The sequence below is a fragment of the Vibrio sp. VGrn 2 genome (genome assembly GCF_009361695.1).
GTDB classification, from domain to species: Bacteria; Pseudomonadota; Gammaproteobacteria; order Enterobacterales; family Vibrionaceae; genus Vibrio; species Vibrio diabolicus.
The window spans coordinates 152,614-178,340 of sequence record NZ_RBWD01000008.1; the positions used below are offsets into that span (position 1 = coordinate 152,614).

Annotated in this window: 23 protein-coding genes and 1 pseudogene; 10 read left to right on the forward strand and 14 right to left on the reverse strand. The window is 44.0% G+C overall.

Annotation, left to right across the window (positions count from 1 at the left end; translation table 11 throughout):
• Window positions 1-92 precede the first annotated feature (92 nt).
• Window positions 93-875: pseudogene (locus tag D8S93_RS14845) on the reverse strand (porin); the annotation flags it as partial.
• A 635-nt stretch (window positions 876-1,510) separates the two neighbouring features.
• On the opposite strand from D8S93_RS14845, the gene D8S93_RS14850 reads away from it, so the two are divergent.
• The 3 genes from D8S93_RS14850 (at window position 1,511) to D8S93_RS14860 (ending at window position 4,464) form a co-directional block, all read left to right on the forward strand.
• A complete protein-coding gene (locus tag D8S93_RS14850) occupies window positions 1,511-2,482 on the forward strand; it encodes a porin (protein WP_054867550.1) in 972 nt (323 codons plus the stop codon).
• Between the two features lie 465 nt (window positions 2,483-2,947).
• Window positions 2,948-3,805 (forward strand): DMT family transporter, encoded by an 858-nt coding sequence (locus D8S93_RS14855; protein WP_005391192.1) that lies wholly within the window; start codon window positions 2,948-2,950, stop codon window positions 3,803-3,805.
• 44 nt (window positions 3,806-3,849) lie between these two features.
• Window positions 3,850-4,464: a glutaredoxin domain-containing protein gene (locus D8S93_RS14860; RefSeq protein WP_152813989.1), complete on the forward strand. Its 615-nt coding sequence runs from the start codon at window positions 3,850-3,852 to the stop codon at window positions 4,462-4,464.
• 126 nt (window positions 4,465-4,590) lie between these two features.
• Here the strand turns inward: D8S93_RS14860 and D8S93_RS25285 are convergent, their stop codons facing one another.
• The 3 genes from D8S93_RS25285 to D8S93_RS14875 all read right to left on the reverse strand — a co-directional run bounded on the left by D8S93_RS25285 (window position 4,591) and on the right by D8S93_RS14875 (window position 6,578).
• Window positions 4,591-4,725, reverse strand: a complete 135-nt coding sequence (locus D8S93_RS25285; protein ID WP_005391196.1) for a hypothetical protein — start codon at window positions 4,723-4,725, stop codon at window positions 4,591-4,593.
• 133 nt (window positions 4,726-4,858) lie between these two features.
• Window positions 4,859-5,206: a hypothetical protein gene (locus D8S93_RS14870; protein WP_005391198.1), complete on the reverse strand. Its 348-nt coding sequence runs from the start codon at window positions 5,204-5,206 to the stop codon at window positions 4,859-4,861.
• A 178-nt stretch (window positions 5,207-5,384) separates the two neighbouring features.
• A complete protein-coding gene (locus D8S93_RS14875; RefSeq protein WP_053809572.1) occupies window positions 5,385-6,578 on the reverse strand; it encodes a multidrug effflux MFS transporter in 1,194 nt (397 codons plus the stop codon).
• A gap of 105 nt (window positions 6,579-6,683) precedes the next feature.
• On the opposite strand from D8S93_RS14875, the gene D8S93_RS14880 reads away from it, so the two are divergent.
• Both D8S93_RS14880 and D8S93_RS14885 read left to right on the forward strand, forming a co-directional pair.
• Window positions 6,684-7,571 (forward strand): LysR family transcriptional regulator, encoded by an 888-nt coding sequence (locus tag D8S93_RS14880; protein WP_005391202.1) that lies wholly within the window; start codon window positions 6,684-6,686, stop codon window positions 7,569-7,571.
• 182 nt (window positions 7,572-7,753) lie between these two features.
• A complete protein-coding gene (locus D8S93_RS14885) occupies window positions 7,754-9,574 on the forward strand; it encodes a putative bifunctional diguanylate cyclase/phosphodiesterase (protein ID WP_152813991.1) in 1,821 nt (606 codons plus the stop codon).
• A 107-nt stretch (window positions 9,575-9,681) separates the two neighbouring features.
• On the opposite strand, the gene D8S93_RS14890 is transcribed toward D8S93_RS14885, so the two are convergent.
• Together D8S93_RS14890 and D8S93_RS14895 are read right to left on the reverse strand one after the other, a co-directional pair.
• On the reverse strand, window positions 9,682-10,965 hold the full coding sequence (locus D8S93_RS14890; RefSeq protein ID WP_074189911.1) for a peptidoglycan DD-metalloendopeptidase family protein: 1,284 nt from the start codon (window positions 10,963-10,965) through the stop codon (window positions 9,682-9,684).
• A gap of 124 nt (window positions 10,966-11,089) precedes the next feature.
• Window positions 11,090-11,719, reverse strand: a complete 630-nt coding sequence (locus D8S93_RS14895; RefSeq protein WP_152813993.1) for a hypothetical protein — start codon at window positions 11,717-11,719, stop codon at window positions 11,090-11,092.
• Between the two features lie 203 nt (window positions 11,720-11,922).
• On the opposite strand from D8S93_RS14895, the gene D8S93_RS14900 reads away from it, so the two are divergent.
• From D8S93_RS14900 to D8S93_RS14920, 4 genes are all read left to right on the forward strand, one after another.
• Window positions 11,923-12,324, forward strand: a complete 402-nt coding sequence (locus D8S93_RS14900) for a GFA family protein (RefSeq protein WP_012842460.1) — start codon at window positions 11,923-11,925, stop codon at window positions 12,322-12,324.
• 152 nt (window positions 12,325-12,476) lie between these two features.
• Window positions 12,477-13,148 (forward strand): YoaK family protein, encoded by a 672-nt coding sequence (locus D8S93_RS14905; protein ID WP_319803006.1) that lies wholly within the window; start codon window positions 12,477-12,479, stop codon window positions 13,146-13,148.
• A gap of 454 nt (window positions 13,149-13,602) precedes the next feature.
• A complete protein-coding gene (locus tag D8S93_RS14915) occupies window positions 13,603-14,967 on the forward strand; it encodes a YjiH family protein (RefSeq protein ID WP_031780191.1) in 1,365 nt (454 codons plus the stop codon).
• Between the two features lie 447 nt (window positions 14,968-15,414).
• Window positions 15,415-17,286, forward strand: a complete 1,872-nt coding sequence (locus tag D8S93_RS14920) for a methyl-accepting chemotaxis protein (RefSeq protein ID WP_152813995.1) — start codon at window positions 15,415-15,417, stop codon at window positions 17,284-17,286.
• A 151-nt stretch (window positions 17,287-17,437) separates the two neighbouring features.
• On the opposite strand, the gene D8S93_RS14925 is transcribed toward D8S93_RS14920, so the two are convergent.
• The 3 genes from D8S93_RS14925 to D8S93_RS14935 form a co-directional block, all read right to left on the reverse strand.
• Complete coding sequence (locus D8S93_RS14925) at window positions 17,438-17,785, reverse strand: hypothetical protein (protein WP_082244876.1); 348 nt, start codon at window positions 17,783-17,785, stop codon at window positions 17,438-17,440.
• A 235-nt stretch (window positions 17,786-18,020) separates the two neighbouring features.
• On the reverse strand, window positions 18,021-19,178 hold the full coding sequence (locus tag D8S93_RS14930; RefSeq protein ID WP_005391218.1) for an amino acid permease: 1,158 nt from the start codon (window positions 19,176-19,178) through the stop codon (window positions 18,021-18,023).
• Between the two features lie 696 nt (window positions 19,179-19,874).
• Window positions 19,875-20,186, reverse strand: coding sequence for a hypothetical protein (locus tag D8S93_RS14935; RefSeq protein ID WP_047008388.1), 312 nt, complete (start codon window positions 20,184-20,186; stop codon window positions 19,875-19,877).
• Window positions 20,187-20,327: 141 nt separating this feature from the next.
• Here D8S93_RS14935 and D8S93_RS14940 point away from each other — a divergent pair, with 141 nt between their 5' ends.
• Window positions 20,328-20,663 carry a helix-turn-helix domain-containing protein gene (locus D8S93_RS14940; RefSeq protein WP_005391220.1) on the forward strand — a complete coding sequence of 112 codons (336 nt, stop codon included), beginning with the start codon at window positions 20,328-20,330 and terminating at the stop codon, window positions 20,661-20,663.
• A gap of 215 nt (window positions 20,664-20,878) precedes the next feature.
• On the opposite strand, the gene D8S93_RS14945 is transcribed toward D8S93_RS14940, so the two are convergent.
• The 5 genes from D8S93_RS14945 to D8S93_RS14965 are packed head-to-tail and all read right to left on the reverse strand — an operon-like array spanning window position 20,879 to window position 25,716.
• Window positions 20,879-21,625 carry a phosphatase gene (locus D8S93_RS14945; protein WP_152813998.1) on the reverse strand — a complete coding sequence of 249 codons (747 nt, stop codon included), beginning with the start codon at window positions 21,623-21,625 and terminating at the stop codon, window positions 20,879-20,881.
• Between the two features lie 25 nt (window positions 21,626-21,650).
• On the reverse strand, window positions 21,651-22,385 hold the full coding sequence (locus tag D8S93_RS14950; RefSeq protein ID WP_152814001.1) for a nucleoside/nucleotide kinase family protein: 735 nt from the start codon (window positions 22,383-22,385) through the stop codon (window positions 21,651-21,653).
• A gap of 9 nt (window positions 22,386-22,394) precedes the next feature.
• Window positions 22,395-22,913, reverse strand: a complete 519-nt coding sequence (locus D8S93_RS14955) for an MltR family transcriptional regulator (RefSeq protein ID WP_031780192.1) — start codon at window positions 22,911-22,913, stop codon at window positions 22,395-22,397.
• Between the two features lie 59 nt (window positions 22,914-22,972).
• Window positions 22,973-24,244 carry a zinc-binding dehydrogenase gene (locus tag D8S93_RS14960; RefSeq protein WP_152814003.1) on the reverse strand — a complete coding sequence of 424 codons (1,272 nt, stop codon included), beginning with the start codon at window positions 24,242-24,244 and terminating at the stop codon, window positions 22,973-22,975.
• Window positions 24,245-24,291: 47 nt separating this feature from the next.
• Window positions 24,292-25,716, reverse strand: a complete 1,425-nt coding sequence (locus D8S93_RS14965) for a PTS mannitol transporter subunit IICB (protein WP_319803007.1) — start codon at window positions 25,714-25,716, stop codon at window positions 24,292-24,294.
• Window positions 25,717-25,727: the final 11 nt, after the last annotated feature.

Here is a 25,727-nt window from a genome sequence, read left to right on the forward strand (position 1 = left end):
ATAAAGGTATTTGCAAAACAAATAGACAAAAAAGCCAGCACGAGGCTGGCTTTAAATCAATAAGGATGAATGATTGTTCTCGCTAAATCCTATTATAGGTAGTAACGAGCACCTATCGCCCATTTGTCATCAGTTTCACGACCATAGTCATCATTTAGGTCAAACTGGTAACCCGCGTAACCAACAAATTTAGGCGTGAAGTTGTACTCTGCCTGCAGTGCCATTTCCTCACGAGCGGTTTCTGTTTTAGAGTTTTTGAACTCTTTACCTTCAACCATCTCGTAGTTAACGCTCAAGTTTAAACTGTTCGCTAGAGCGTATGCGATGATCGCTTCGTACGCATCACTTTCCGCCAAACGGTCGCCATTTACACTGAAGTTCATATTTTCATTTGAACCATATACCGCGGCAAGGAACAGACCTTGGCCGTAAGCGCCGTAAGATGCAGACACAACATGTGATTCCGCGGTGTGTTTACCTGTGTAAGCAGGGTGTTGGAAGTCACCACCGTTGTATGAGTAGCCAATTTTCGCGCCCATGATTGCGTAAGAAAGCGCAACTTGCATGCGGTCATCGTATTTAAGACCACCAGTGATAGTACCTGCGTCGTTACGCGTGTATTCATCATTTGCGCCTTGCCATCCAAGACCAACGTTAATCGCACCTGCTTCGCCTAAATCAAAGCCATTGCGATAAGACAGCATTTTATCCGCACGACCTGTGCCTAGGTTTCCGTGATCGTCGTAAATGAAGTCATTCGCAAACGCAATTGGCATATCCGCGATGCCTGCTACATCATAGTAAGGTGACCATTGCGTACCACCTACTGCACGACCGTAAACCTCATGTGTTAAACCTAAATAACCTAGACGAGTGCCGCTGCTAATAATTTTTTATTCATTTCTAAATCCATTACTTATTAGTTGGTTAGTCAGTTTTAGACCCAGCTCTGATTCACTTTCGTAAAACGAAATGATGAACACAGAAAGGAATACAAAGGCCCTCTGGGGCATCTTTTCCGCCAGAATGGATTTACCTTTGTGTAACAACTGTCGACACTTTATTTGATTAGTTCCTGATAACCGAGTGAAAAATTCTCAGCAAAAAACTAAAAAGCAAACGTTTACTTATCCGAAAAAAATCCAGGCGTAAAAACCTTACAAAAAGAAATGCTTTAACGAGATAGTGCTCACAAATACTTGATGAACCACAACTTTTGAAAATAACTTTCCCGTCAAAATGAAATGTTTACTTACATTTTGGAACAAAAATAGGTTCAGGAACTTTTTGAAAAAAGCACGGTCTCCAATAGAAGGCAGAAAAACCTCAAAAAAGATAAAACCTTTCTTTTTATAAGAGATATAAGAAGGGGCACTTATTCTCGCCAGCAATAAAAGTGCAATCAAATCATAACTTAACAGAAATCTATCTTTCATTTTCAGCGTTTACCTTAGCGTCATCAACACATCGGGCAAGAAAGCCCATCGATTACAACTAGGGTAATAAGAAAATGAAAAAGGCAGCACTAACTACTGCAATTCTTACAGCATTGGTATCAGCACCATCATTCGCAGCAACAGTATACAAAAACGACGGTACTGAATTAAAAGTTGGCGGCCGCGTTGAGTTCCGTGGTGACTTCATCGGTTCAGGTGGTGCTGAAGTTGAAGGCTCTATGGAAGATAAAAGCCGCGCTCGTCTTAATCTAAAAGGTAAAACGGACATCGGCAATGGCCTTTCTGCATTCGGTGTTTACGAAGCCGAGCAAAAAACGGGCAAGAGTGAATTCAAAAACCGCTACATGTATGCAGGTGTCGACTCTGATATCGGTGCTTTCTCTGTAGGTCGTCAAGACATGGCTGCAGTCATCATCTCTGACATGACGGATATCACTGAGTTCTCTGGTGTTCAGCAAGTTATCGATTCGTCTTCTGATAAGCAAGACAGCGTTTTCGCATACCGTGGTGCGTTTGATGCGCTACAACTGCAAGCAACCTACCAAGCAAACTCTAGCGATAACGAAGATAAATACGGCATCTCTGGAATGTACTCACTGCCAATGGGCCTAGACCTCGGTCTTGCATATTCTGGTGGCGACGTAGATAAAGACAACTCTGAAGATCAAATTCTAGGTGGTATCGCTTACTCGATGGATAACCTTTACCTAGCAGGTACTTATTCTCAAGGGTCCCTGACTGACGCTGAAGACTTTACGGCTTACGAGCTAGTCGCAAGCTACAAAGTAGCAAGTAAAGTGACACTTGCTGCGCTATACACAGCTCAAGAGAATGATCCAGACAACGGTTCAAAGTACGACACCGTTGAAGGTATCGAGCTTGTTGGTTACTACAAACTAAACAGCAACTTCCGTACTTACCTGTCTTACTACATCAACCAACTTGATGAAGCAAAAGATCCAGCAACAGGTCTAGTAACAGAAGGCGAAGATACACTGCGCCTTGGTGTACGTTACGATTTCTAATTCACTCTTGTCCTAAGAGCGAGTCCAATTGGCCAGCATGCTTGCTGGCCATTTTTTATGTAACCCAACATAACTCGATAAATTTTCACACTATCCAAGCATCGCTCTGCAATGAAAAACGAGCGTAGTGACTCCTGCCTCTGCCCTCTTTTAATGCGATTTGTCACTAAGTTAGTGCATTTCTCCTAATGGTCAACCGAACTAAAACAAAAAAGACAATTAAAATCAAATAGATAAAAATTGGCACGCGTTCTGCAATACCAATTATGCAAATGCATGGCAGCGTTTGTGCTTCTCGTTCTTTGTACCTGTTATAACAGGCACGTCCTTTGAATTGGTAATGTCGCCTCCCTCTGGGAGGCATTTTTTTATTGGCGCGAAAAACAATAGGACGTATGATCCCGCCACCTCTATCAAACTGGAATTTTTCAATTGAATCATCATCCTGTTCAAGGTGCGTCCTGGATGCTAACAGCTGGCTTGGCATTCGCCATAGTGAACAGCTTCGCCCAAATTGCTAGCATCAACTTTGGTGTCTCTTCCACCACATTCGCGTTATTCCAATACGCTATTGCCTTATTTGTCATTCTGCCCTATCTGCGTACACTTGGAATTAGACGCTCACTAAGAACCCAACACTTTGGTTGGCATGCCTTCCGTATTTTTCTCTCTGTTATCGGGATTCAGCTTTGGCTTTGGGCACTCGCTTATCCAGTTCCGATTTGGCAAGGCATTGCGCTGCTAATGACCTCTCCATTATTTGCAACGGTTGGATCTGGCTTGTTACTCAAAGAGAAAGTAGGTACTGCACGCTGGTTAGCAACATTAACAGGGTTTGTTGGTGCTATGATCATTCTTGAGCCGTGGGCAGATTCATTTACATGGGCGACCCTGCTTCCTGTTGGCGCCGCATTTTTCTGGGCAGCGTATTCTCTGATGGTAAAGAAAATGTCGGTCAACGATCCGCCCTCAACCATGGTTGTCTATTTATTACTGCTGATAACGCCGTTTAATATCTTATTGGCAATACCGACATTTACTATGCCAAATACCTGGACGATATGGGGCGTACTTTTAGCCGCAGGCGCGCTTACTGCACTCGCTCAATGGGCTATCGTTAAAGCATATGCAGTAGCAGACGCCTCGTTTGTGCAACCATTTGATCACGCAAAACTGCCTTTGAATGTCGTTGCTGGCTGGTTGGTGTTTGGCTGGGTACCACCTGGTCGTTTATGGCTAGGCGCCGCGATTATTATTGCCTCCATTGCGTTTATTACGCACTGGGAAGCGAAAAAGACAAAGCTAGTTGAAAGAAAAGTCTAATTTCAAGGTTCTATATTTTCAGGAAAGGAAATGAGGAACACCATATGAGTCAACCAATCAAAATTACACTGTACCGCTGGGCTGGTAGTTGGGGTCCATTCAAAGTCAATATTCCTTGTGGTGAATGTACGTTAACTAAAGATATTTTGACGGATACTTTTAAAAACGAACTCGCTGATGTCCCCGTTGAACTGGAAGTAAAAGATTGGTTATCACATTGGTGGGAACCATTAAAAGCAGGGGCCTGGCATGCACCGATTCTTATTGTCGAAGGAAAAGTGGTCAGCCAAGGAGAAGCGCTAAACCGGGGCGTGCTTGTGCAATCAGTTATCGCTGAATGGGTCAAACGCGATGAGCTAAAAGGCAACATTGTTTATGGTAAAGCCACCTGCCCTTACTGTGTCAAAGCGAAACAACTACTTGACGATGCTGGTGTTCAATACGAGTATCATGACGTGGTTAAAGACAGCGCCGCTTTGTATCGCATGATCCCCGAAGTAAAAGCCATCATTGGAGAAAAAACGCCGGTAACAGTGCCGCAGATCTGGTTGGATGGAAAGTATCTTGGAGGCGCTGACGATTTAGAAAAGTGGTTAGCAGCAAAGGGGCTAGATAAAGTGCCTAATAATGTCGTGGAGATACCAAGCCAATCCGCTTAGCGTTTGATTCAAATGCCATCCGTCTTTGAGTAGTGGTTTACCAATGTTGTTCAATATGTAGGCTGCCACTAAAAACAAGACAGATAAAAGCAAAAAGCCCTGATTCTTCAATCAGGGCTTTTTAAATTATTTCGCCAGTTTTTTCATAACACGAGCAAAAACAGAAGCTTTTTTCTTCTTCGCTTTACCGTAAAGCGCTTTGTGCATCGCGTCTTTTGCAATCATCTGGCCAATATAAGCACCACCAAGTTCGTTACCCATGACCTTCTCCTGAATATATTGACTTAACTATGTTGTAATTTTACACCACAATTAGATAAAAACAAGACTGGCGTCACATTTATTTTGTAATTAACTTTCAGGTTAGTTCTGATTACTTTTTCGAAACGGGCGCCTATCGCTTAGGTTGCTGGTATGTTTTACCCGCTGCGACGTACGTATCTTTCTGTTTGATTTCAAAGAATGTTTCAAAGAACCACGCAGCAAATTTGATCAAGTGATCGCCTTCATTCATGACGTGCTCCACGTATTCTTGCTCTTCTCCGGACTCGTCTTCTTGAGTGGTAATATGGTAAATACGTTTCTCGCCATCAACTTCTGCAAGACCAAACTGACCCGTTAGGGATTGTGCCGCTTGTGCAACTTCTTCTTCCTCACACGCCTTCAAGACTTCGAGTGCCTTTGGCATGCTTTCTTGCTGAGTAATTTCTTTTACCAGTGTTTCAAATTCGTTTTGTTGCATTCTTTCACCTAACGATTAGAGATCGGATAGTCATTTGGGCAGAAATGTATCCCCAAGCTTGAGAGGAGCATCAGGCATTGCCCTCTTCCTCTCAAACTGAGTCATTCAATATACACAATGATCCTGACTTAATTTAGCAGCGCATTTTAGAAAGCTGCCTCTTTCGTTGCAAGTATATTCAGGTGGAAGTTTCTGCTTGAATCGTCCCTTCTGGTACTTTACGAAATTGGCTTAGTACGAGAACAAAGCAAGAAAGTAACGCAATAAACAAATAAAACACCCCAAGCTGGTTTTGATTCGTGACCCAAGAATCTACCAAGTATCCGCCAAACAACCCGGCTAAACACATTTGAATTGATCCAGATAGCGCAGAAACCGCTCCGGCCTGTTGCTTATGTGGCGACAGCAACAAACTAATTGATACCGGAAACGACATGCCTTGGGCAAAACTTAAACATGTAAATGCCACTAGTAATGAAAATACACTGAAGGGTGTAACCAACAATATGAAGCCAGCAATAGCAACAATCGCGAAACTCATCAGCAAGATTTGCTGAGCTTTGTAACGAGCGTTGATCAAATTAAGCACCAAGCTGCCCGTCAGCAAACCAACTGACGGTATGATCATCAAAGAACCGTAATCTGCCGCCGTTAAGCCTAACTCTTGTTGCATTAAAAATGGATACAAGGAAAGCGTTACCAGAGCCGACAAATAACTAAGCCAGTTGTAGCTCGCACTACCAATCACTTGAGTATTCGTTAACAGACGCAAATAGTTCGCGCTGACTTGGCCTACTTTAAATTTTCGCTTCGGGTAAGGCAGCGTTTCTGGCAACACCAATAAACCAAGTGTAAAAATTGCCATTAAGTAAATCAGCACAAACACGAAGACAGCATGCCAACTCAGGTGAAAAGCAATCCAGCCACCAAACAGTGGAGCAATAATTGGCATCACAGAAGCAGTTACTGAAATATAAGATAGCGCTTTGGTTAATTGCATACCGTCATAACTGTCACGCAATACGGAGCGACCAAGCACCGAGGCACTGCCCGCTCCCAAACCTTGAAGTAACCGCCCCGCTTCAAGAGCGATAATGTTGTCCGAAAACGCGATACACATAACCGTACCAACTAGGTACACACTTTGGCCCAGAATAAACACTGGTCGACGACCAATCGCATCAGACAATGGGCCATAAAACAGCTGAGAGATACCGAAGCCAACGAGAAATAGTGTGACGAGATTCTGAATCGAATGTTGTGGCAAATTCAAGTCATGACCAATCAATGGCAAAGAAGGAAGATAAATACTAACGCCAACTTGGCCTGTGGCAATGATCATCATCGCTAATAACAATGGTGTTTTACGCAAACGTTCCTCCTACTTTGTGACAGATTGATGGCAAACAGTGTATATTTGATACTCAAAGATGATAATCAGCTAAGTTGGAAAGGAATTAATTCCCAAGGAGACACAATGGACTGGATTCAAAGCGTGAAGAGTTATATTCGTGTGGTCGAAGAAGGTAGCTTTAATGCCGCAGCGCGGAAACTCAATACCACCAGCTCAGCTATCAGTAAACGAGTTCAATGGCTAGAAGATAAAATTGGCGTTCAGCTACTTAAACGCACGACCCGCTCTATTAGCCAAACCGAAGCTGGTGCGCTGTTTTATCAACGAGCAAAAAATCAGTTGGATTCGTGGCAATCAGTATTAGATGAAACTCGCTCAGTCAATCAATCACCAGCGGGGTTATTGAAAATTGGCGCGACACTGGCGGTTGGTTCTAAGTTTTTGGTGCATTACCTAGATGATTTTCTTGAGAAATATCCAGACATCACGCTTCAATTAACGACAACGCTACCAGGCCAATTGCCAGAGCTAAGCTTAGACCTGTTTATTAGCCGGGAATTAGAGCAACTGAACTCTCTGAGTTTCAAAGCCACTGCGCTTTTCGAACATAAAGCCCAGTTTTACGCTGCGCCTAGTTACCTAAAAAAATACGGCACCCCACAATGCGTTGAGGATCTGACAGAGCATAATGTCCTGATTTGGGGTGAAAAGCCCTCACGAGAAATCAAAACCAATCGAGGTAAACGTATCAGCTTGTCCGGTAACTTTGCCACGACCAACCCAGAAGCGCTGTTTCATGGTGCCAAAAGAGGCATGGGTATTCTGATGACGAATAACGTCATGATCAAAGATGATCTCAAATCCGGAGCGTTAGTGCCTATCTTGCCCGATATCACAGCGGATAAAGCCACTGTATATGCCTACTATCCAAAGCTGGATTATCAGCATACCCGAACTAAGCTGTTCCTCGATTATCTCAAATCGCGATTAGAAGAGGAGAAGCGTGCTTAGCTTGAATTTCTAGCGCTATATATCGATGAGGTTCAAGCATAAAAACATGAAAATAATGATTTGTTCGTTCACAAAATTTGAAAAATTCGCCTTAGTAACCGATAGTTTATTTGATGCATATCAAATAATAATTCTTCGTGTCTCACACGATATGGTAATCACAACGCTAGGTGAAATGCTCAATGGGTCAGGTACAAATCAGTTTCCACAAAATTGATGAAATATTGAAGCTAAACGGCACGGCTCAGCTAAACCGAGTCACGTTAGATATTCATCAACAATTGCAGAGCCATTGCACTTGCGTTGTAGAAGTTGCGCATCTTCAGCATTCGGCTCATACCATCTCCTTCGCCAGCAATGGAAAAATTACAGACAATCTAAGCTACCACCTTTCAGGCACCCCCTGTGAAAAAGTGGCAAAAGACATTGGTGAACATATTTTCTATCAGGACCAAGTTTACAAACGCTTTCCAGAAGATCAGATGTTTCAAGAGGATGGTATTCAAGCTTACATTGGTCTGCCATTAAAGACACAAAATGGCGAGGTTCTGGGAATTTTATTGTCCACCTTTACCCGAAGCATCCACGCTAAGGAAGCGCAAGATATCCTCGACTTCCACCGCTTTTATGCCAATGTCATTATTCACAGCTTACGTGAAAAGTGGGTCAGTGAACGTTCAGATAAGCTTCTTAATCAGCTTAGCTATGAAGTATCGCATGATAACCTAACTGGACTGCTCAACCGTAGCTGCTTAGCTGATACCTTGGAGACATTGACGCAACAGGCCACTCGTCCATTCAGTTTGGCTTATCTAGACATCGATAACTTCAAATCGATCAATGATATCAACGGAAACTACATCGGCGACCAAATTATTAAGTTTACGGCAAACGCCATTCAACAGAGCTTGTCATCGCCAAACAACGCTTTTCGTGTCGCTGGAGATGAATTCGCCTTCATTACTTACGACGAAGATCCTGTCGCCGTGTGTCAGGAAGTACTCGACAAAATTGAAAGCGGCTACAGCGACAAATCTAACCGAATTTCTTTCACTGTTAGTATTGGTATCGCGCGCGCACCAGTACATATGTTGAACAGCGATGAGCTAATTTTGAATGCCAGTCTCGCTCTCAAAGACTGTAAAAAACATCGCGATACACGAATTCAGCATTACGACACACACCTTAGCGCCCTTTATCACCGTAGAACGCAGCTTATTGAAGCTATGCGCATTCAACTTAGCGCTGACATACATGATAGCGAAGAGTTGTATGTCGTTGTTCAGCCAATCGTAGATATCACAAGCGATCGCTGGAATTACTTTGAAATCCTAGCCCGCTGGAACAGCAATGTTTACGGAAACATCTCCCCTGCGGAGTTCATTGAAGCTGCCGAACAATCAGGCCTGATTATCGAGTTGGGTGAACGTATTATTGAACTCGCATGTATCGCGAAACAAGAGCTAGAAGCCAACTTAGGATACAAAGTCAAACTCTCTATCAATTGCTCTGCCTATGAGCTGGTCGACTCTAACCGCTATATTAACCACCTAACTAACATGGTTGAAAAGTATCGGCATGAAGCAAAAGACTTTGTTATAGAGCTCACCGAGACCGTTTTACTCTCGCAAAGTGGCCGTGAACAGATGGTACTTAACTCATTGCGGTACTTAGGTTTTAAGGTCGCGTTGGATGATTTTGGTACGGGATACTCAAGCTTGAACTATATACACAATTATCCGATTGATAGCATTAAAATCGATGCAACCTTCGTTCAAAACATGCTCTCAAATACAACCTCTGAACAAGTGGTGTTTTTGATAGCGCAATTGGCAGAACTGCTTGATGTGGATTTGATTGCCGAAGGCGTAGAAGACGATAGAGCATTACAAAAATTAATTGAAATGGGCTGCCACTACATTCAAGGCTATTTCTACTCTCGCCCACACAGTGTTGATGAAATCGTACACCTGATAAATGAACGTGAAGTGCGGAGCGCCTAAGAGCTCTAAACAAGCGATGGTCATGGAATGTAAATCTAGCTAATGCATAAAGTAAAAGAGACCAAGCTATGCTTAGTCTCTTTTTATTTTTTGAGCGAAGTACTTTGTTACAGCACTGCTTTCTCTTTATCGCGTAATAGCTTATCCATTTCATCTCTGTTCGCGACAAAGGTTGCCATCTCTTTCTTAGGAACAGAGCTCGCCATTGGGATGTTTGCTCGCATAGCGTTGACTGGACGGCCGTATTCAATCAATTCATAGTGAAGGTGTGGCCCTGTCACTCGACCTGTTTTACCGGAAAGACCGATACGCTGGCCTCGAGAAACCTTTTGCCCTTTCTTCACCAGAATCTTACTTAGGTGTAAGTAACGGGTTTTGTATTTGCTGCCGTGCTCAACAACCACGTAGTTACCCGCATAAGGGTGTTTACGAGTCATGATTACTGTACCGTCACCAGTGGAAACGACTGGTGTACCGGTTGGCACGGCAAAGTCAGTACCGTTGTGCGGTGCGACACGCCCCGTTACTGGATGTAAACGATTAGGATTGAAGCCAGAACTGATACGCCAACGGCTACTTACAGGATAACGCTGGAATGCGCGCTGTAAGCTTTCACCTTTGGCATTGTAGAATTGACCATCGGTATGAAGGTAAGCCGTGATTTCACGTCCGCGATTGTAGATCTTAATCGCCTCAATTTCGTTCTTGCCCGTTGGCACACCATTGATGCTTTGCGAACGACGAACGACTTCAAATCGATCACCTGCACGAAGATCACGCCCAAAGTTGAGCTGCTCTTTGAGTAAGCTCACAACTTGACTCACTTCTGCCGACGTTAGACCTAGTCGACTTGCAGAAGAAGAGAAACTGCCTTGAATAACACCAACCAATGGTTCTTGGCGCCACACGCCAGGAATCGAGATATCGGTAAAGTCATAGCTACCATCACTATTTAGTTGGTAGACCACTTTATCTGCAATAGAAAATTGCAGTTCCATTTTCTCTAACTCGCCTGTCGCATCATCACGCCAAAAGCGAAGCGTGTTGCCCGGCTTTAGTGTATCAAGTGCAAGGTAGTTCAAATCCGTTTCCATTACTTTCATTAACGAGCTGTAACCGAAACCGAGCTGGCTAAAAATAGTGCTTAGGTTGTCACCTGCTTGGATTTGATATTCGAAGTTCGGGGGAGTGACAACTTCGGCAGTTGTCGCATCAAGAATTTTTTCAACGACCTGAGATTCAGGCAGGTTCAATGCGATGGTTTTGGTTAAAGATGACTCTTTGAGAGAGTGAGAAACACCAATCGCAACTAAAACTGGCAAGGAGTATAACAGCAGCGCTCTACGACTTGTCAGATTCGGCAACCGTCTTGTAATTTCATTTGTAGACACGGGAATTACTATCTCCTTTCAAACAAGGCTCATAGCTTATGCATTCCCGTATAAGAAATCACTATGAAATTTCGAGATCTAGCGCAGAAAACACTGAATTTTTACAGAACTCAAAAAAAATTCATCACTGTTGCATATGTAAGTTATTCCCTACACGCTTTAATGTGGATGAATTTAATTGATTTGGCGTATCTGCCATTGCTTGATCGTCACCATGCGCTAAATATGAAAGCGTGATAATGGCATCACTTTCCCATGTAATTTGGGTAAATTTAACGCGGTCACCGACAAAAATACTGTCTAAAAGGACAACTCGGCTCGGCACGGGGTCAAACTTAAACAAGCCAACATAGTTAAACGAACCGCTACCTTGTGTCGCTACAATCATCGGTGCAGCAATCCATGAAACACTCTCAATATAACGCTGACTAATAAACGCAGTTGGAACGAGTACCTGACCTTTTGTCGCACCTGCATCATAATCGCCTATCAAATAGCCGCTTTCTTTATCCCACTCATCAAGAAAAGTGACCGCTCCCTGCTCTGGTACTTGAATCGTCCATGGGTTGCGTGAAGTAATTCCCAGCGTCTCTTGCACAATAACATTGGTTTCTACTTCCGTTTGAGGAAACTTAGCCATGATCTCTTCATCAGACAAACTAAAGCGATAAACACCCGCGAGCACAACCACGACCAATAATACGATCGGAATAAGAAGAATAAGTGGTATCGGCAGGATTCTTTTGTGAGCCATGAAGACTTCCTTGTTTAAAGGTATAAATGAAAAAGCGAGTATAGCATTGTATACCCAAATGATTTCATCCCTTCAAGTGTTTCAAAATTAAACTAAACTGACTGTATCCAAATGATTTTCAAGCCCAGATTTCATAACTGGCCACTGACACTGCTCTCAGTGTTCCAAATTCATTGGTGTATTGGGAAGAATAGGTAATCACGATGACAACAACCATTCATACATGCGAATGCGCCTGCGGTTTAGTTGAGCTCCGTTGTAAGGGAGAACCCATCCGTACGTCTGTCTGCCATTGTTTTGAATGCCAAAAGCGGACAGGCAGTGTGTTTGGGGTACAGGCTCGCTTTGATAAAGAGCACGTAACTTTAAACGGTGAGGTCACCTGCTATACGCGAATGGGGGATGATGGCAGCGAGGTTCAGTATGAGTTTTGCCCTTCTTGCGGCACGACAATGCGCTTATTGGTCTCTACATTTCCTGAAATCATGATCATTCCCGTCGGTCTTTTTACTGATAAAGAGTTCCACCAACCAACGGTTTCAATCTATGAACAGAGGAAACATGGATGGGTGAGTTTCGAATGTACAATGGAACACATCAGGTAGGGGAAATCCCCCTCTATGTCGTTATCACGGTCAACGCAAAAGCTCTATAAATGAGATTTTTTTGAGAATGATCAACCGAGTTTTACTGTAAGGGGTTTCGTAACGCGGTGTGAGCGTTATAATCGGCTCCTAACATTTGGTGGGGTTTTATTGTGATTTCCAGACTTCCTCGTTGGGTGGAATATGGCGCGTTTCTACTTGCCCTTCTCGCGGGCTGCGTCAATGCCGTTGGTCTTCTCGGCTTTCAACATCAAGCGATAACACATCTTTCGGGAACCGTAACTCAGCTAGGGAACAGCTTGCTAACAGGTGTGGATAGCTCCATTCACCTGCTCTTCATCATATTTAGCTTTTTGATCGGTGCTGCCTTTAGCGGCTTTTTTATTGAGAGCAGTGCGTTAAAATTAGGGCGAAGATATGGTGTTGCACTGTGCATAGAAGGGAGCTTGCTCCTACTCAGTTTGGGCTTTTTGGTGCAAGGGGATTTGTACGGCCAATATCTAGCGTCAGCAGCATGTGGATTACAAAACGCAATGATCACTACATTCAGCGGCGCAGTAGTCAGAACCACACATATGACTGGAATCATCACCGATCTGGGGATTATGATTGGAGAAAGCTTAAGAGGTCGTCAATTTGATCGACGTAAAGCAAAGCTATTCCTATTCATTTTCTTCGGATTCTTGCTTGGCGGTGTCGCAGGAGCCGCACTATTCGTGGTATATGGATTATATACGCTCGTCTTCCCTGCAATATTGGCTTTCGCTACGGCTCTGATCTACTGGAGTTACCTTTACGTGCTTAGTCGCCAACAAAAAGCATAAAATCTCGAACCGATTGAGGCCGAATGCTTCAATCGGTTATAGCTCAACTATCTCACCACTGCACATCATAATAAACGTTTTATCGTGTTGTAACGCAGCTAAAAACCTTATAGCTGCTAGGGCTAACAGGGCTTCAGGTAAAAAGTTAGTTAGATCAAAGTCACATTTGTTTACCGTTTTATTATTCCAGTCACAATGCGCCCCATAATTCTCTGCGCTGCTCGCGCTCCATGCTACAATTTTCTAACACAAGCAACATATTCGTATACACTTATACGTTATTTGACCAATTACCCGACAAATCGGCTGAATAACTAGATGTATTTAATGAATAGTATTGCAATGGATGCAGTTTGCGGGTACCCTCCGCAAAACTGTGATTAAATACGGATGTTTAGTGAATATTTATGTCATGGAAATGGCAAGTATTGACTAGTAGTAACACGAGACAACTATGCATAACACCACTAATGCTACTGAAGCTCCTAAGGGCAACTTTTGGATGTTTTTCATCCCTTCCCTAATCGGTCTTCTACTCTTTATGGCTCCGATCTCATACGATGGCGGCCTAACTATCCCTGTTGCGGTTATGGCAAAAGTCATCCCGGCAGTATTAGGCGATACCTTGATCGCTATCGTCACCAGTATCATCGCTTTCATGGCAGTAGCTTCTGTTCTTTGCAAAATTTTCAAGCCTGCAGCGATTTTACGTAATGGATTTTTAAACGGTCTTTTCAATCCATCGCCGCTTTGGCTTATTGTTCGCTTAATCGGCGGTGCAGCCGTATTAATGACATTCTTCCAAGTGGGTCCAAAAGCGATTTGGGAAGAAAACACAGGTGGCCTTGTTCTTACCGGTCTCCTACCAACTTTGTTTGCGGTGTTCATTTTTGCGGGCCTACTCCTTCCGCTTCTTCTGAACTTTGGTCTTCTTGAGCTGTTTGGCGCATTACTGAGTAAAATAATGCGCCCGGTATTCAACCTGCCTGGACGTAGCGCAATTGACTGTATGGCGTCTTGGTTAGGCGACGGCAGTGTTGGTATCTTGCTAACCAGCAAACAGTACGAAAATAAGTTCTATACTCAGCGTGAAGCCGCTGTTGTCGGGACAACGTTCTCAGCAGTATCGATCACGTTTAGCTTAGTGGTTATCGCTCAGGTACAGTTAGAGCATTTGTTCCTACCTTTCTACGGCGCAATCTGTTTAGCAGGTATTGTCGCTGCGGTTATCATTCCTCGCTTACCGCCGCTAAGCCTGAAGAAAGATCGCTACATTGATGGCAGCAACCCAGATAAAGATGCTGACGCCGTACCAGAAGGTCACACCACATTCTCATGGGGTATGGATCTAGCACTTAAGCGCGCGGGTCAGGTAACATCTGTTCAGTCGGTATTTAAAGAAGGCGTACATAACGCAATCGACATGGTGTTTGGTGTACTGCCTGTGGTTATGGGTCTGGGTACCGTGGCATTAGTGATTGCAGAGTACACTCCTGTATTTGAAATTCTAGGTCAGCCATTCATTCCATACCTAGAGCTACTGCAAATTCCAGAAGCTGTCGCCGCATCACAGACTATTGTTGTTGGCTTTGCGGATATGTTTATCCCGGCAATTTTAGCGGCATCAATTGATAATGAAATGACACGTTTTGTTATTGCAGCAATGTCAGTAACTCAGCTTATCTACATGTCAGAAGTTGGCGCCCTACTACTAGGCAGCAAAATTCCAGTAAACATTGTAGAACTGTTCGTTATTTTCATTCTGCGTACGCTAATCACATTACCTGTGATTGCTGGTGTTGCTCATCTGATTTTCTAAAATCAAAGCATCAATCAACAAAGGCTCCACATTGTCGGGGCCTTTTTTATGTCTAAAACTCTATCTACAGCTCTATTCAGATCACTTAATTAGCAAACGCTCATAACTTACAACGAACAGCTCCAATCACGCCCCCTTTTACGACAGTTAAGTCGCTCTCATCTCACCAATAACGCCAACCTGAAACACTATGCTTTACGCAATTCTTTTCATTATGACGCTTTCATTAACAGAGCGCACAAATCTGATCAAACTCACGTTTTTTGTCGTAACTTACCGTTTTGTTTAAATTTGGTTAAAAAAGACAACAAATAGACTCATGTTTTTGACAACGATGTCGATAAAAAAGATAACCAAACACAATAGGTTTCTCTTGATGCCGAATTCGCCCGTTTAAAAAGAGGTGAAAGCATAGTGAAGCCAACCGGGAGAATCAGAGGAAAGCTCATGAAATTTAGACATAAGGTTGTCACAGCCTCGTCATTTTTGCTGCTAATTACCGTGTCACTATTGTCGACACAACAAGTTATGACGATCCGCTCCCAAACGCAGGAGCACATTGACTCGAGTGTGAACGAGATATTGACCAGTGTTGGCAATACCGTGCAATCAGAAATGAATGCTAAAAAGGATCTCGCTCGTTCTATTACTGAAGTTATCGAACTTAATCCAAGTTCACACAACTACGTTCAGAACATTCTTGAGCGACCAACACCAAAAGCCAGCTTTCTTGCGATTGGCTTTGGTTATGAAAGCAATGGCTTCGTGATTGAAAATGACGACGGCTGGGAAGCAGGACCAGACTACGATCCGCGTCAACGTCCTTGGTTCATCGCAGCTAAAAACAAAGGCGATTTGGTCGTAACAGACCCATACGTCGATGCGTCTTCAAAAAACGTCATCATCTCTGTTGGCACACCAGTAAAAGAAAACGGCCAGTTCTTAGCTGGTATGTTTTATGACCTCGAGCTCACTACCCTTTCAGACCTCGTCAACCAAGTGAATCTGTTTGACGCTGGTTACTTATTTTTGGTCACCGCTGATGGAACAACCATTGCTCACCCTCAAAGCAAATACAACGGTGAAAAAGTTGGTAGCTACCTACCACAGGTCGATCTTACACAATCAACGCAACACATTGAGATCGATGGCGATCGTTATATGATTAACTTGACTCACATCCCGGGCGAGAACTGGTACGTGGGTTCAGTTATTGATGAAGCTATCGCCTACTCTGCCGTAGGAGAGCTTCGCAACAGCTCTATTATTTATTCAATCATTGCCGTGATTGCTTCTGTTATTGCACTGACTCTACTCATTCGCACGCTCATGCGTCCGCTGGACACTTTAAACAACGCGATTAAAGATGTTGCGTCAGGGAAAGGCGATCTTACACAGCGCCTTGAAACTGATACTGACCAAGAATTCTCAGAGCTTGCTACAAACTTCAATACGTTCATGGAAAACTTGCAACAGCAAATTATTGAGTCGAAGAGTATTTCTGATCAAATTTTGAATGGCACTCAAATCACCGCTGAGGGTGCAAAAGATTCGGCTGGTGCTATTCAAACTCAGCTACAAGAGCTAGAACAATTAGCCACCGCGATGCACGAGATGTCTGTTACCGCGACTGAAGTTGCCAATAATGCGCAAGGCGCAGCGAGTGCAGCCAAAGAAGCTGATCAAGCAACGGTTGAGGGCTCTTCTGTGGTCGGTGAATCGACACAAACGATCAACATGCTTTCCGATAGCATTGACCTTGCTGTCGAAGAAGTGCAAGTGCTTGAATCTGCAACCGCCAACATCGAAACGATTCTAAAAGTCATCAACGATATTGCGGACCAAACGAACTTACTCGCGTTGAATGCCGCAATTGAGGCTGCACGTGCGGGAGAATCTGGCCGAGGCTTCGCCGTCGTTGCTGATGAAGTTCGTACACTGGCGCAACGAACCCAAGAATCAACAACAGAAATTCGTACTATGATTGAGCAGCTGCAATCTGGCGCATCATCTGTGGCAAATGCTATGCATCAAAGCAAGGGTAGCGCTGTAGAAGCCGTAGAAAAAGCAGACTTGGCAAACAACGCGTTACAACGTATTCGTGATGCAATTCAGCGTATTTCTGATATGAACTTACAAATCGCCTCAGCAGCGGAAGAGCAAAGCTTAGTTGCGGAAGAGATCAACAACAATACGGTGAATATTAAAGACCTATCGACTCAAGTCGCCGAATCTGCAAATCGAACTAACGATGCTATGCAGGCACAGCAAGAAGATGTGCATAAACAAGATCAAATATTAAACCGATTTACAGTCTAGTCTTCACCTAAAAAAACAGCGAGCCAATGCTCGCTGTTTTTGTTTTTAGACCTCTATCGCATTGGTATCTAGACTTAGAACGCCTAGTTTTTAGTGTTGTTGCCACTCGGCTCAAAACTGTTATCACGCTTGCTATGCTGCCTTTCCCACTCTAGTTGAATTCAACATGGATATAGCGGTCATTGGAGCGACGATAATAACGATCATCCACTTTTAAATAGGTGAAATCTCCAATCTTTATGTAGGTACTATTACGAGGAATTCGGTCGTGGTAGTAGTAACTGCGTCTTGGTCGTCGAGACTCCACATAAATAACGTCACGATGTTTATACTTATGCTTATGTTTATGCTTGTGCTTGCGTTTATGATGATGGTGATGCTCATGATGGTGATCATATCGATGACCATGCCTATGTTTCGGGTCAGCCATCACTTCTGTACTGAACACACCTAAAGACAATATAACGCCAACCATGGCAAAAGATAATTGCTTTGACACAACAGAGCCTCTTATTCATATCAACATCGATATAATAGAAGGGTGAATCACTGTACATGTCAGCCTTTCGCCAAGGAGTTTTACTACAAGGTCAAAGCTTATCGTGATTATCAGAGAAAGGTAAAGTATCACTGATATTGATAACTTTTTAAGTCCTCTGTGTTTGGGTTATAAACACAAAAAAGCCGCCCGTTATACAACGGGCGGCTCAGTTTTTAAATAAGCTAGCGTGATTTTATACTGCTTGGGCAAACAGCAAGAAACAGCCGAATAGGAAGATCATGCTCATTCCCATTACGCCGCCACCAGCTTCATAAATATTGTCATCTTCTACTGGCACTCGACGCACTTTCATTGTCATTGATAATGGGACAAAGACCGCGAGAAACACAAGAATAATCCCCGCGTAGCTAAGAATAGCCAAGAAGTGTTCTGGCGCAAATACAGCACCTAGTAGTGGTAGCACAAACGTAGTAACAAAAATCACCGGCTTGCTTGCTTTCAGTAGGTCTGCATTTTGATCATATAGCGCCATTGCCACACCTAAGAACGACGTTAGCAGTGCTAACCCAGTGAACATGGATAGGATAAACTCCAAACCCTCGTATTGCTGACCTAATACCGAGATCAACTCCGTTACGTTGGAGTATTGAACAAGCTCATGAGGTGGTAGGTTACCGACAACTGCTAACAACCATAATAGGTAACAAACAAGCGGAATAGTTGAACCCACGATAATCATATTACGCAGTTGTGTTTTGCTTGCTTCTTTGTTGTAAGTTACAAGCGATGGGATCACGACCATAAAACCGAAACTGGTGAAAAGCACCGAGCTTGTCTTAATTAGCGCCATCTTATCGTCACTCACGACTTCATCAAGTCCCTCAAACGAGACGCTTGGTGCAAGCGCAAAAAGTGTCAGGATCAACGCCACGATCATGCCTAGGAACAAACCGCGATTAAGCTTATCTACAACCCCTGTGCCTGCCGAAACAATGATACCGACTAAAAGAGTAAAACCGACTTGGCTTGCGATCGTAGATGTTGGCAGCCCAATTGAGGCTGTTACTTTTTGTACGAGATCACCCGCACCAATGATATAAGCCATCAATAGACAAACTAACAGGGCGTAAAGCAAGCTGTTGGTTACCAACTGGCCACCTTTACCTAGCGTTTCGCGAGCAATTGCATTCATGCTCACGCCGCCGCCTACTTTGCAACTGGCTTCAAGAAGGAGCAGCGCAGCGTAAGTCGTCCCAGCCCAGATGAATAACATAAGAAGAGTGCCCCAGAGGAGGCCAAATTGAGCAAGCACCATTGGTATAGCAAGCATACCAGCGCCGAGAGCAGTACCTGCAACGATCAGGGAGCTGCCGACAAGTTTTAGGTTCACGGTTAATACCTCTAAATTCAATCCGTTTATTTATCGCCAGTTGTGCTACATCCAAAGCACACCCAACAAAACACTCTACTCAGCCAAAATTTGGTTACAAGAACCCTATATGGCTAAGAAAACATGCAGCAAAAGGTGGTTAATTCAATTGCACATGAACACTTGAGAGTCGTTTTGGGCGATGTCATCGTTGATGAAATGCGCACAACTTTGGGTTCGAAGCAAAATTGTTCATCTTAATTCATCAACCCCATTCGTTGTGAATGGATTTGGTTCGAAAAGATTGTAAGGCATAAGCAGGACGATTGAAAAGCAAAAGGTCAATCTTATAGCGATATATTTTAACAACTCTCCTCATTCACCTAAGATGTGTTGTTATTTTCATCACTAATCAGTCTTTTATCGCCTAATGAGAGTAAGAACGTGCTCAACCGCTCAATTTTGGATGGTTGTACAAATTAATTTACAGTTCAAGTAAAGGTGTTAGATTCCAGGGGCGTAGCCTAGATCGGACAATATCGCTATTATTCGCTGCGTACCGACACTGTTCGGTTCACATACCTCTAAACACTGATTTACGGTTCGAAACTATAGGTAAATGAGTGTCCGAATGCTGGGTGTGGTTCCCCAGCATTTGCATCCTTTCTTTTTGGTGTTATCCAAACTGTCTAAATCTAAGCTAGCTTGCCCATTCTATTAATACGCTTTATCTAACGCTCCGATGATATAAGTTAATGCTGAAACGCCCATATCCGCGACCTGCTTCTCAGTCACACTCATATTTTCATACGCAATCTGCAACTCTACCTCACCTATCGATTCTTTATGAAGATAAAGCTCTTTGTAGTTCATCAACCTCTGTTGAGACTGTCGAGTCAGAGCGACAACATTTTCTTTAGTGACACGATGCTGCTCATTAAGCTCGCTAAATAATTGATCTAAAATGCGTTGCATTTTGCGAATTGAAGATTTTTTCTCGATTGATTTGTATGATTGATACTTTTCCATTGAGTTTATAACTGACTAAAATATGTACATTTTTATTAGATAGCTATTCTTATACTGATTGCAAAACAGGTAAATATGAGATGGTTAAACTGGTCCACTTCTTGCTTTATTTAGGTCAAAACTGTCCTTTCAGGAGAGCACATGCAGGTCGATCCTATTATTGAAGCACTGATTGCGAGAAGAAAAGCGAGTGGCCTCTCCCGTGAACAAATGGCAAACATCGCAGGGATGAGCGTGAAAACGTATCAACGGATAGAGCGTGGAGAATCCGACCTGAAACTTTCCCAATATCGCTCCATACTGCGCTCTCTGCATTTGACCGATCTCGACATCGCATTAGATATAAGAGACGTTCAACATGTAACAGCGGATGATCTAATGGCCGTTGCACGCTTGCTCTCTCCTGAAGCTCAGTCCCTACTTGTTCGTCTGTTATCGCTCGTTATTGAACAGCGGAACACAAAAAGCGGCTCATAACCTTATGACTGATTAAGAACAATAAAATTCCCGCTCGTCCTATAATATTCTCGAATTATGGCCTTCGTTCCCTTTTTCATTGACTCTTCTTTTCACGCTTTAAATCACAGTCGCGTTGTTTGTTCTACGCCTCCCCAAAACGAATAAAACCCGCAGCTTGGCGGGTTTTAGGGCTGTATAAGAAAATACTTCGTTTAATGTGTTTGGGATTTTACTTAGTAGAAATCCTTAAACTCTGGAATCCTCGCCTTACCTCTCAGCAATAAGAAGTTCAAGAATCGGCTCGTCAACGTAGTGAGTATCTTCTCTTCTTCCACACCGTGTTTTTCCAGCAAAGTAATTGCCAAATCTAACTTAGAGATCTCTTCACAGAAGTGAGCGTCAGACCCGGTACTGAAGTAAACGCCAATCTCTTTGCCCAGCTCGACAATGCGATCACAACGGGAATCACTGCCCTTACGGCTTTTGCCTGTCAAAGATGTATTGTTAACTTCAACCGCAACATTGTGCTCTTTAGCACAGCGCAGCACCTGTTCCATATCGAATGGGTAATTTGGGTTACCTAAGTGACCAAGAACATCCACTCTGCCGCTTTTAATCGCATTGATCAGGGCAGCGGTATGTTCAGCTTCAGTCGCGGGCTTGAATACGGGTTCATGGAAACTCGCAATCACCCAGTCAAGATGTTGGTCAGAAGACGATGGTAAGTCTATCTCCCCTTTCACATTCAGCGTGTTGGCTTCGACACCGCGGAGAATACCTACATCGTGTAAAAAGCGGGGCAAAATTCTTTGATTATTGAAATGCCAGTAGTGAGGGGCTCCTGGCATTTCGGGAGCATGATCGGTGGTACAAAGAAGTTTTAGCCCCTTATTCTTGGCTGCCAATGCGTTCTCTAAAATGGTGCTGTAAGCATGTCCACTGGCAATAGTATGGGTGTGGCTATCAACGACGATATCCATGGTGACCTCCTAAGTTGTGGACGAATTATCGAATTTCGAACGAACCGTTTTGATTCAGAAACAGCGTGAGATCCGCTGGAATTGAGTGATTTAAAACCTTATCTACATTTACGGCATCTGAGTTCAAATAAAACTCCAATGCAGCTTCTGGCTCTGTACCACCACGAATCTTACGATTGACTAAACGCTCTTGTAGAAACTCAGGCTGTGTATCTACAAAGACGGTAAAATCGGCCAAACGATGCAGTTCATTCCACACCGGTTCATTAAGCAGTAACCAATTCCCATCAACGACAACCACATTCCGATTTACCAAAATGGCGTCGTCGACTGGATCATGCAAATTGCGGTCGTAGTATGGCCATTTTGTATCTTTCATTTTGAGCTGTTTGAGCTTGTCGATAAGCTCCGTCAGATTAAATGTTTGATAGGACCCCTTAATACTGCGCAGAGGCACGAGCTCGCCATCTCGTTCAATCGTATTGTTGTCGAGGATCTCATTTGGATAGTGGAAACCATCAAACGGCAGCACTTGTAAAGGCTCTTGGCTTTCATCATGTTCAGAGAGATATTCCCAGAACGCAGCAAGGGTTGACTTACCGCTGCCCGGAGGGGCACACAAGAACACCACAATGCGTTCCTGCTTCTCATGATAAAGACGGGTAAATTTTTCGATAAGAGGCTGATGGATTCGTTTTACGTCGGCATCAGGAAAGGTAGCTTCGGTTTCAAAACCACTGACGTTTAAATTCACTTTCATGGTGAACCCTTATTGATTGATCTCCCCTTCGATTCTTTCTATCAACATTTCACATGACAGCTTCAACACTGTTTTGATGAGAGATTCGTATCTCATTTGCGAAAAGGACTCAAACGAAGAGAACTTAAGCTGATTGATCGACTCAAGATAAAAGCTGTCTTGCTGAGAAGAGAGTACCGCTTGGTTTTTGATGAAATCGTAAATCACGTCATCCGCGAATTCGACTTTCTCTGGTTGGCTAACCACGTACTCCAAAACCTGATCGTACAATCCGATATCGGCGTAAGTTTCCAAAGAGATTTTGCCCATTGCAAACATCAGCTTTGATACCACATCGGTTGTTGCTAACGGACCATCTTCTTTCAATAAAGGATCCACAGCATACTCCTTCACAAGGTCGTCTTGAACGAACACTTTCGGAAGCAGTGCTTTTAACTTGAGGTTAATTATTTTGTTAGAAACCTGAAGAAACGCAGTCGCATTTTCGCACTCGTCCAGTTTCTCCAGTAATTCGTCTTCACGTGACAACGTATTATGACCTCTCCATTATGTGGCAGCGCAAAGGCTACCACACAAATTCGTTGCAACTAAACCGTTAAGCTCACGTCATAAAACTCAAGTAACGCTTTTTCTGCATGTGCGTTCCACACATAGTTATTAGCGTTCAAAATTGCGTCTAATTCAGCGAAGAACGGGTCTTGGTCTGCCAACGATAAGAAATCATCAATCGCGGTCAATGGCAGGTCAATATGCGGGTAAATCAACTTCTTACCGCCCGGAATATCCAGCTGATTCAAAATCGTATGGGGTGCAGCTTGTAAGCCACCAACATGGGTGATCATGAACGATGGATTGATCTTACCTTGTGAGGAAAGCTCGATAGATTCCACCATGTCACCCTTTGAACCACCGGACGTTCCCACAATGTGCGTTGATTCGTAATGCACGTTGTAGAAGTTAAACGGCACTTTGAAATTCTTATCCGTTGGGCCAGCAAAGAAGTTGAGGCAGCCATCATTGCCAAGTAGCTCATCGGCTTGTTCTAGCACTTGAGCAACCGCCGCGTAGACCATTACATCGTCGTAGCCTTTGCCACCGTTGAGTGCTTTGAGATACGCGACCGGAGCGTCGATTTGAGCGGTATTCACGTAGTGCAGTTCTACGCCCTGCTCTTTGGCTTTTGCAACGGGAATGAGGCTTTCAGCTCGGTCTAAACGCGCAGCATCAATGTCAGTAACCACCACCAGCGTTGGCTTTACAGGTCCGTTGATCGCGTAGTCAATCGCGCCAATGCCCATTGGGCCAGCACATGCGAGTAGCGCTAATGCTCCGCCCTCTTTGATGCCCATATCGTGCTCATACACGTATTGCGTAGTGTGGTAACTCGCATGGTACGCACCGATGATGCAAGACATTGGCTCAGCCAGCGACGCATCAGCGAAGTAATCGCCGTGGTAAGGCAGTACGCAGCCTAGGTCGATAGCGATTTGGGGAATAATGGAATACGTCGCGTTGCCGCCAAAGGTTTCATAGCTGTAGCCCGCTGAGTAGCCTGTTGGCAAGCCCATGGCAGGTTGCAAAACAAAGTAGTCACCAGCTTTGAATTGATCTTTTAGATTCTCACCGACTTCAACAATCACACCTGCGTATTCATGACCTGTCATCACTGGCACTTCGTCAATGTTTTCAGGAACGCGTTTGTGTTTGCTACCTAACAATGCTGCTTTGTAAGTGGATAGACAAATGCTGTTTGAAATGTTTTTAACCAGAAGTTCATCGGCTGAAATGTTTGGTAAATCAAAGGTTCTTAATTGAACGTTTTTCTCACCACAGATAACCGCTGCCGTTGTTTGTACCATGATTTCTCTCCTAAATGGTGCGGTAGGTTCCGCCCCATACTGCATTGTTAGGCTGGTTGCTCAGTTGCGACCGTTTGTTGCTTAATCTTGTCCATCAGCTCGTCAAGCGCTGGATCGTTGAGGAAGTTCTTGATCGTTACGACTGGTAAACCTGTCGCGTTGACTGCGCGGCTTTCTAAGCTCTCATGTGTCACGACGATATCGGCTTCACTCGGGACTTTCTCGATGGCGAAGTTCTTCACTTCAATCTCTATCCCAGCTTGTACTAGCTTGCGTTTGAAGGTCGACGCGCCCATTGCACTAGAGCCCATACCCGCATCACATGCGAATGCGACAAATGAAATTGGTTTGCTTAGTTCTTGCGTCGTCGCAGCTACAACTGGCTTAACTGCGCCTTCCGCTTTCATCTCTTTCATGTCAGAAACTGACTTCTCAAACTCGCTTTCTTTTTCTTCTGATTTGCTCACTTTCAGAATCGCACTTGCTACCAAGAAAGAGACAATCGTTGCACTTGTCACACCTGCGATGGTCGCGATGAAGCTACCTTTAGGAGTAAGAGCAAGGTAAGAGAAGATAGAGCCTGGACTTGGACCCGCGACCAAACCTGCATCGAATAGGTTGAAGGTTGCGATGCCTGTTGCCGCACCAGCAATCATTGCCACAATCATGATTGGTTTCATGAGTACGTATGGGAAGTACAGCTCATGAATACCACCAAAGAAGTGAATGATGATGGCACTTGGCGCAGAGCGTTTAGACAAACCCTGACCAAATTTCGCGTAAGCCAGTAGCATACCAAGACCTGGGCCTGGGTTAGACGCCACCATAAAGAAGATGGACTTGCCCGTTTCTGCGGCCGCTTGCAGGCCTAGTGGGTAATAAATACCTTGGTCAATGGCGTTGTTGAGGAACAACACTTTTGCTGGTTCGTTAATGATCGCTAACAGAGGCAGGAAACCCGTCGCAACCAACGCTTCAATGCCTGATTTCACAAATAAGTTTGCTGCGGTGACTGAAGGGCCAACAATCTCGTAGGCGAACAGACACAGAATCATGCCCACAATACCTAGTGAGAAGTTGTTGACCACCATCTCAAAACCAGAAGGTATGCGGTGTTGAATACGTTTATCCACTTGCACCACAACCCAAGCGCTCAGTGGGCCCATGATCATTGCGCCAACAAACATCGGTATGTCAGCCCCGACAATTACGCCCATCGTACCGATAGCCCCCGCTACCGCGCCGCGTTTTTCACCAACAATCTGACCACCAGTGTAACCAATTAAAAGTGGCAGCAAGTAAGTGATCATTGGCCCCACGAGTTCGCCAAAGGCTTCGTTTGGCATCCAGCCCGTAGGAATAAAGAGTGCAGTAATAAAGCCCCAAGCGATAAAGGCTCCGATATTTGGCAGCACCATGGCGGTCAAATGACCTCCGAAGGCTTGCACATTGGCTCGCATGTTTGCTTTCACGTTATGTTCCT

Excerpts from the sequence above, each read along its gene's own strand:
- D8S93_RS14850 (WP_054867550.1), top strand. The coding sequence starts at position 1,511 with ATGAAAAAGGCAGCACTAACTACTGCAATTCTTACAGCATTGGTATCA.
- D8S93_RS14855 (WP_005391192.1), top strand. The coding sequence starts at position 2,948 with ATGCTAACAGCTGGCTTGGCATTCGCCATAGTGAACAGCTTCGCCCAA.
- D8S93_RS14860 (WP_152813989.1), top strand. The coding sequence starts at position 3,850 with ATGAGTCAACCAATCAAAATTACACTGTACCGCTGGGCTGGTAGTTGG.
- D8S93_RS25285 (WP_005391196.1), bottom strand. The coding sequence starts at position 4,725 with ATGGGTAACGAACTTGGTGGTGCTTATATTGGCCAGATGATTGCAAAA.
- D8S93_RS14870 (WP_005391198.1), bottom strand. The coding sequence starts at position 5,206 with ATGCAACAAAACGAATTTGAAACACTGGTAAAAGAAATTACTCAGCAA.
- D8S93_RS14880 (WP_005391202.1), top strand. The coding sequence starts at position 6,684 with ATGGACTGGATTCAAAGCGTGAAGAGTTATATTCGTGTGGTCGAAGAA.
- D8S93_RS14885 (WP_152813991.1), top strand. The coding sequence starts at position 7,754 with ATGGGTCAGGTACAAATCAGTTTCCACAAAATTGATGAAATATTGAAG.
- D8S93_RS14895 (WP_152813993.1), bottom strand. The coding sequence starts at position 11,719 with ATGGCTCACAAAAGAATCCTGCCGATACCACTTATTCTTCTTATTCCG.
- D8S93_RS14900 (WP_012842460.1), top strand. The coding sequence starts at position 11,923 with ATGACAACAACCATTCATACATGCGAATGCGCCTGCGGTTTAGTTGAG.
- D8S93_RS14915 (WP_031780191.1), top strand. The coding sequence starts at position 13,603 with ATGCATAACACCACTAATGCTACTGAAGCTCCTAAGGGCAACTTTTGG.
- D8S93_RS14920 (WP_152813995.1), top strand. The coding sequence starts at position 15,415 with ATGAAATTTAGACATAAGGTTGTCACAGCCTCGTCATTTTTGCTGCTA.
- D8S93_RS14935 (WP_047008388.1), bottom strand. The coding sequence starts at position 20,186 with ATGGAAAAGTATCAATCATACAAATCAATCGAGAAAAAATCTTCAATT.
- D8S93_RS14940 (WP_005391220.1), top strand. The coding sequence starts at position 20,328 with ATGCAGGTCGATCCTATTATTGAAGCACTGATTGCGAGAAGAAAAGCG.
- D8S93_RS14945 (WP_152813998.1), bottom strand. The coding sequence starts at position 21,625 with ATGGATATCGTCGTTGATAGCCACACCCATACTATTGCCAGTGGACAT.
- D8S93_RS14950 (WP_152814001.1), bottom strand. The coding sequence starts at position 22,385 with ATGAAAGTGAATTTAAACGTCAGTGGTTTTGAAACCGAAGCTACCTTT.
- D8S93_RS14960 (WP_152814003.1), bottom strand. The coding sequence starts at position 24,244 with ATGGTACAAACAACGGCAGCGGTTATCTGTGGTGAGAAAAACGTTCAA.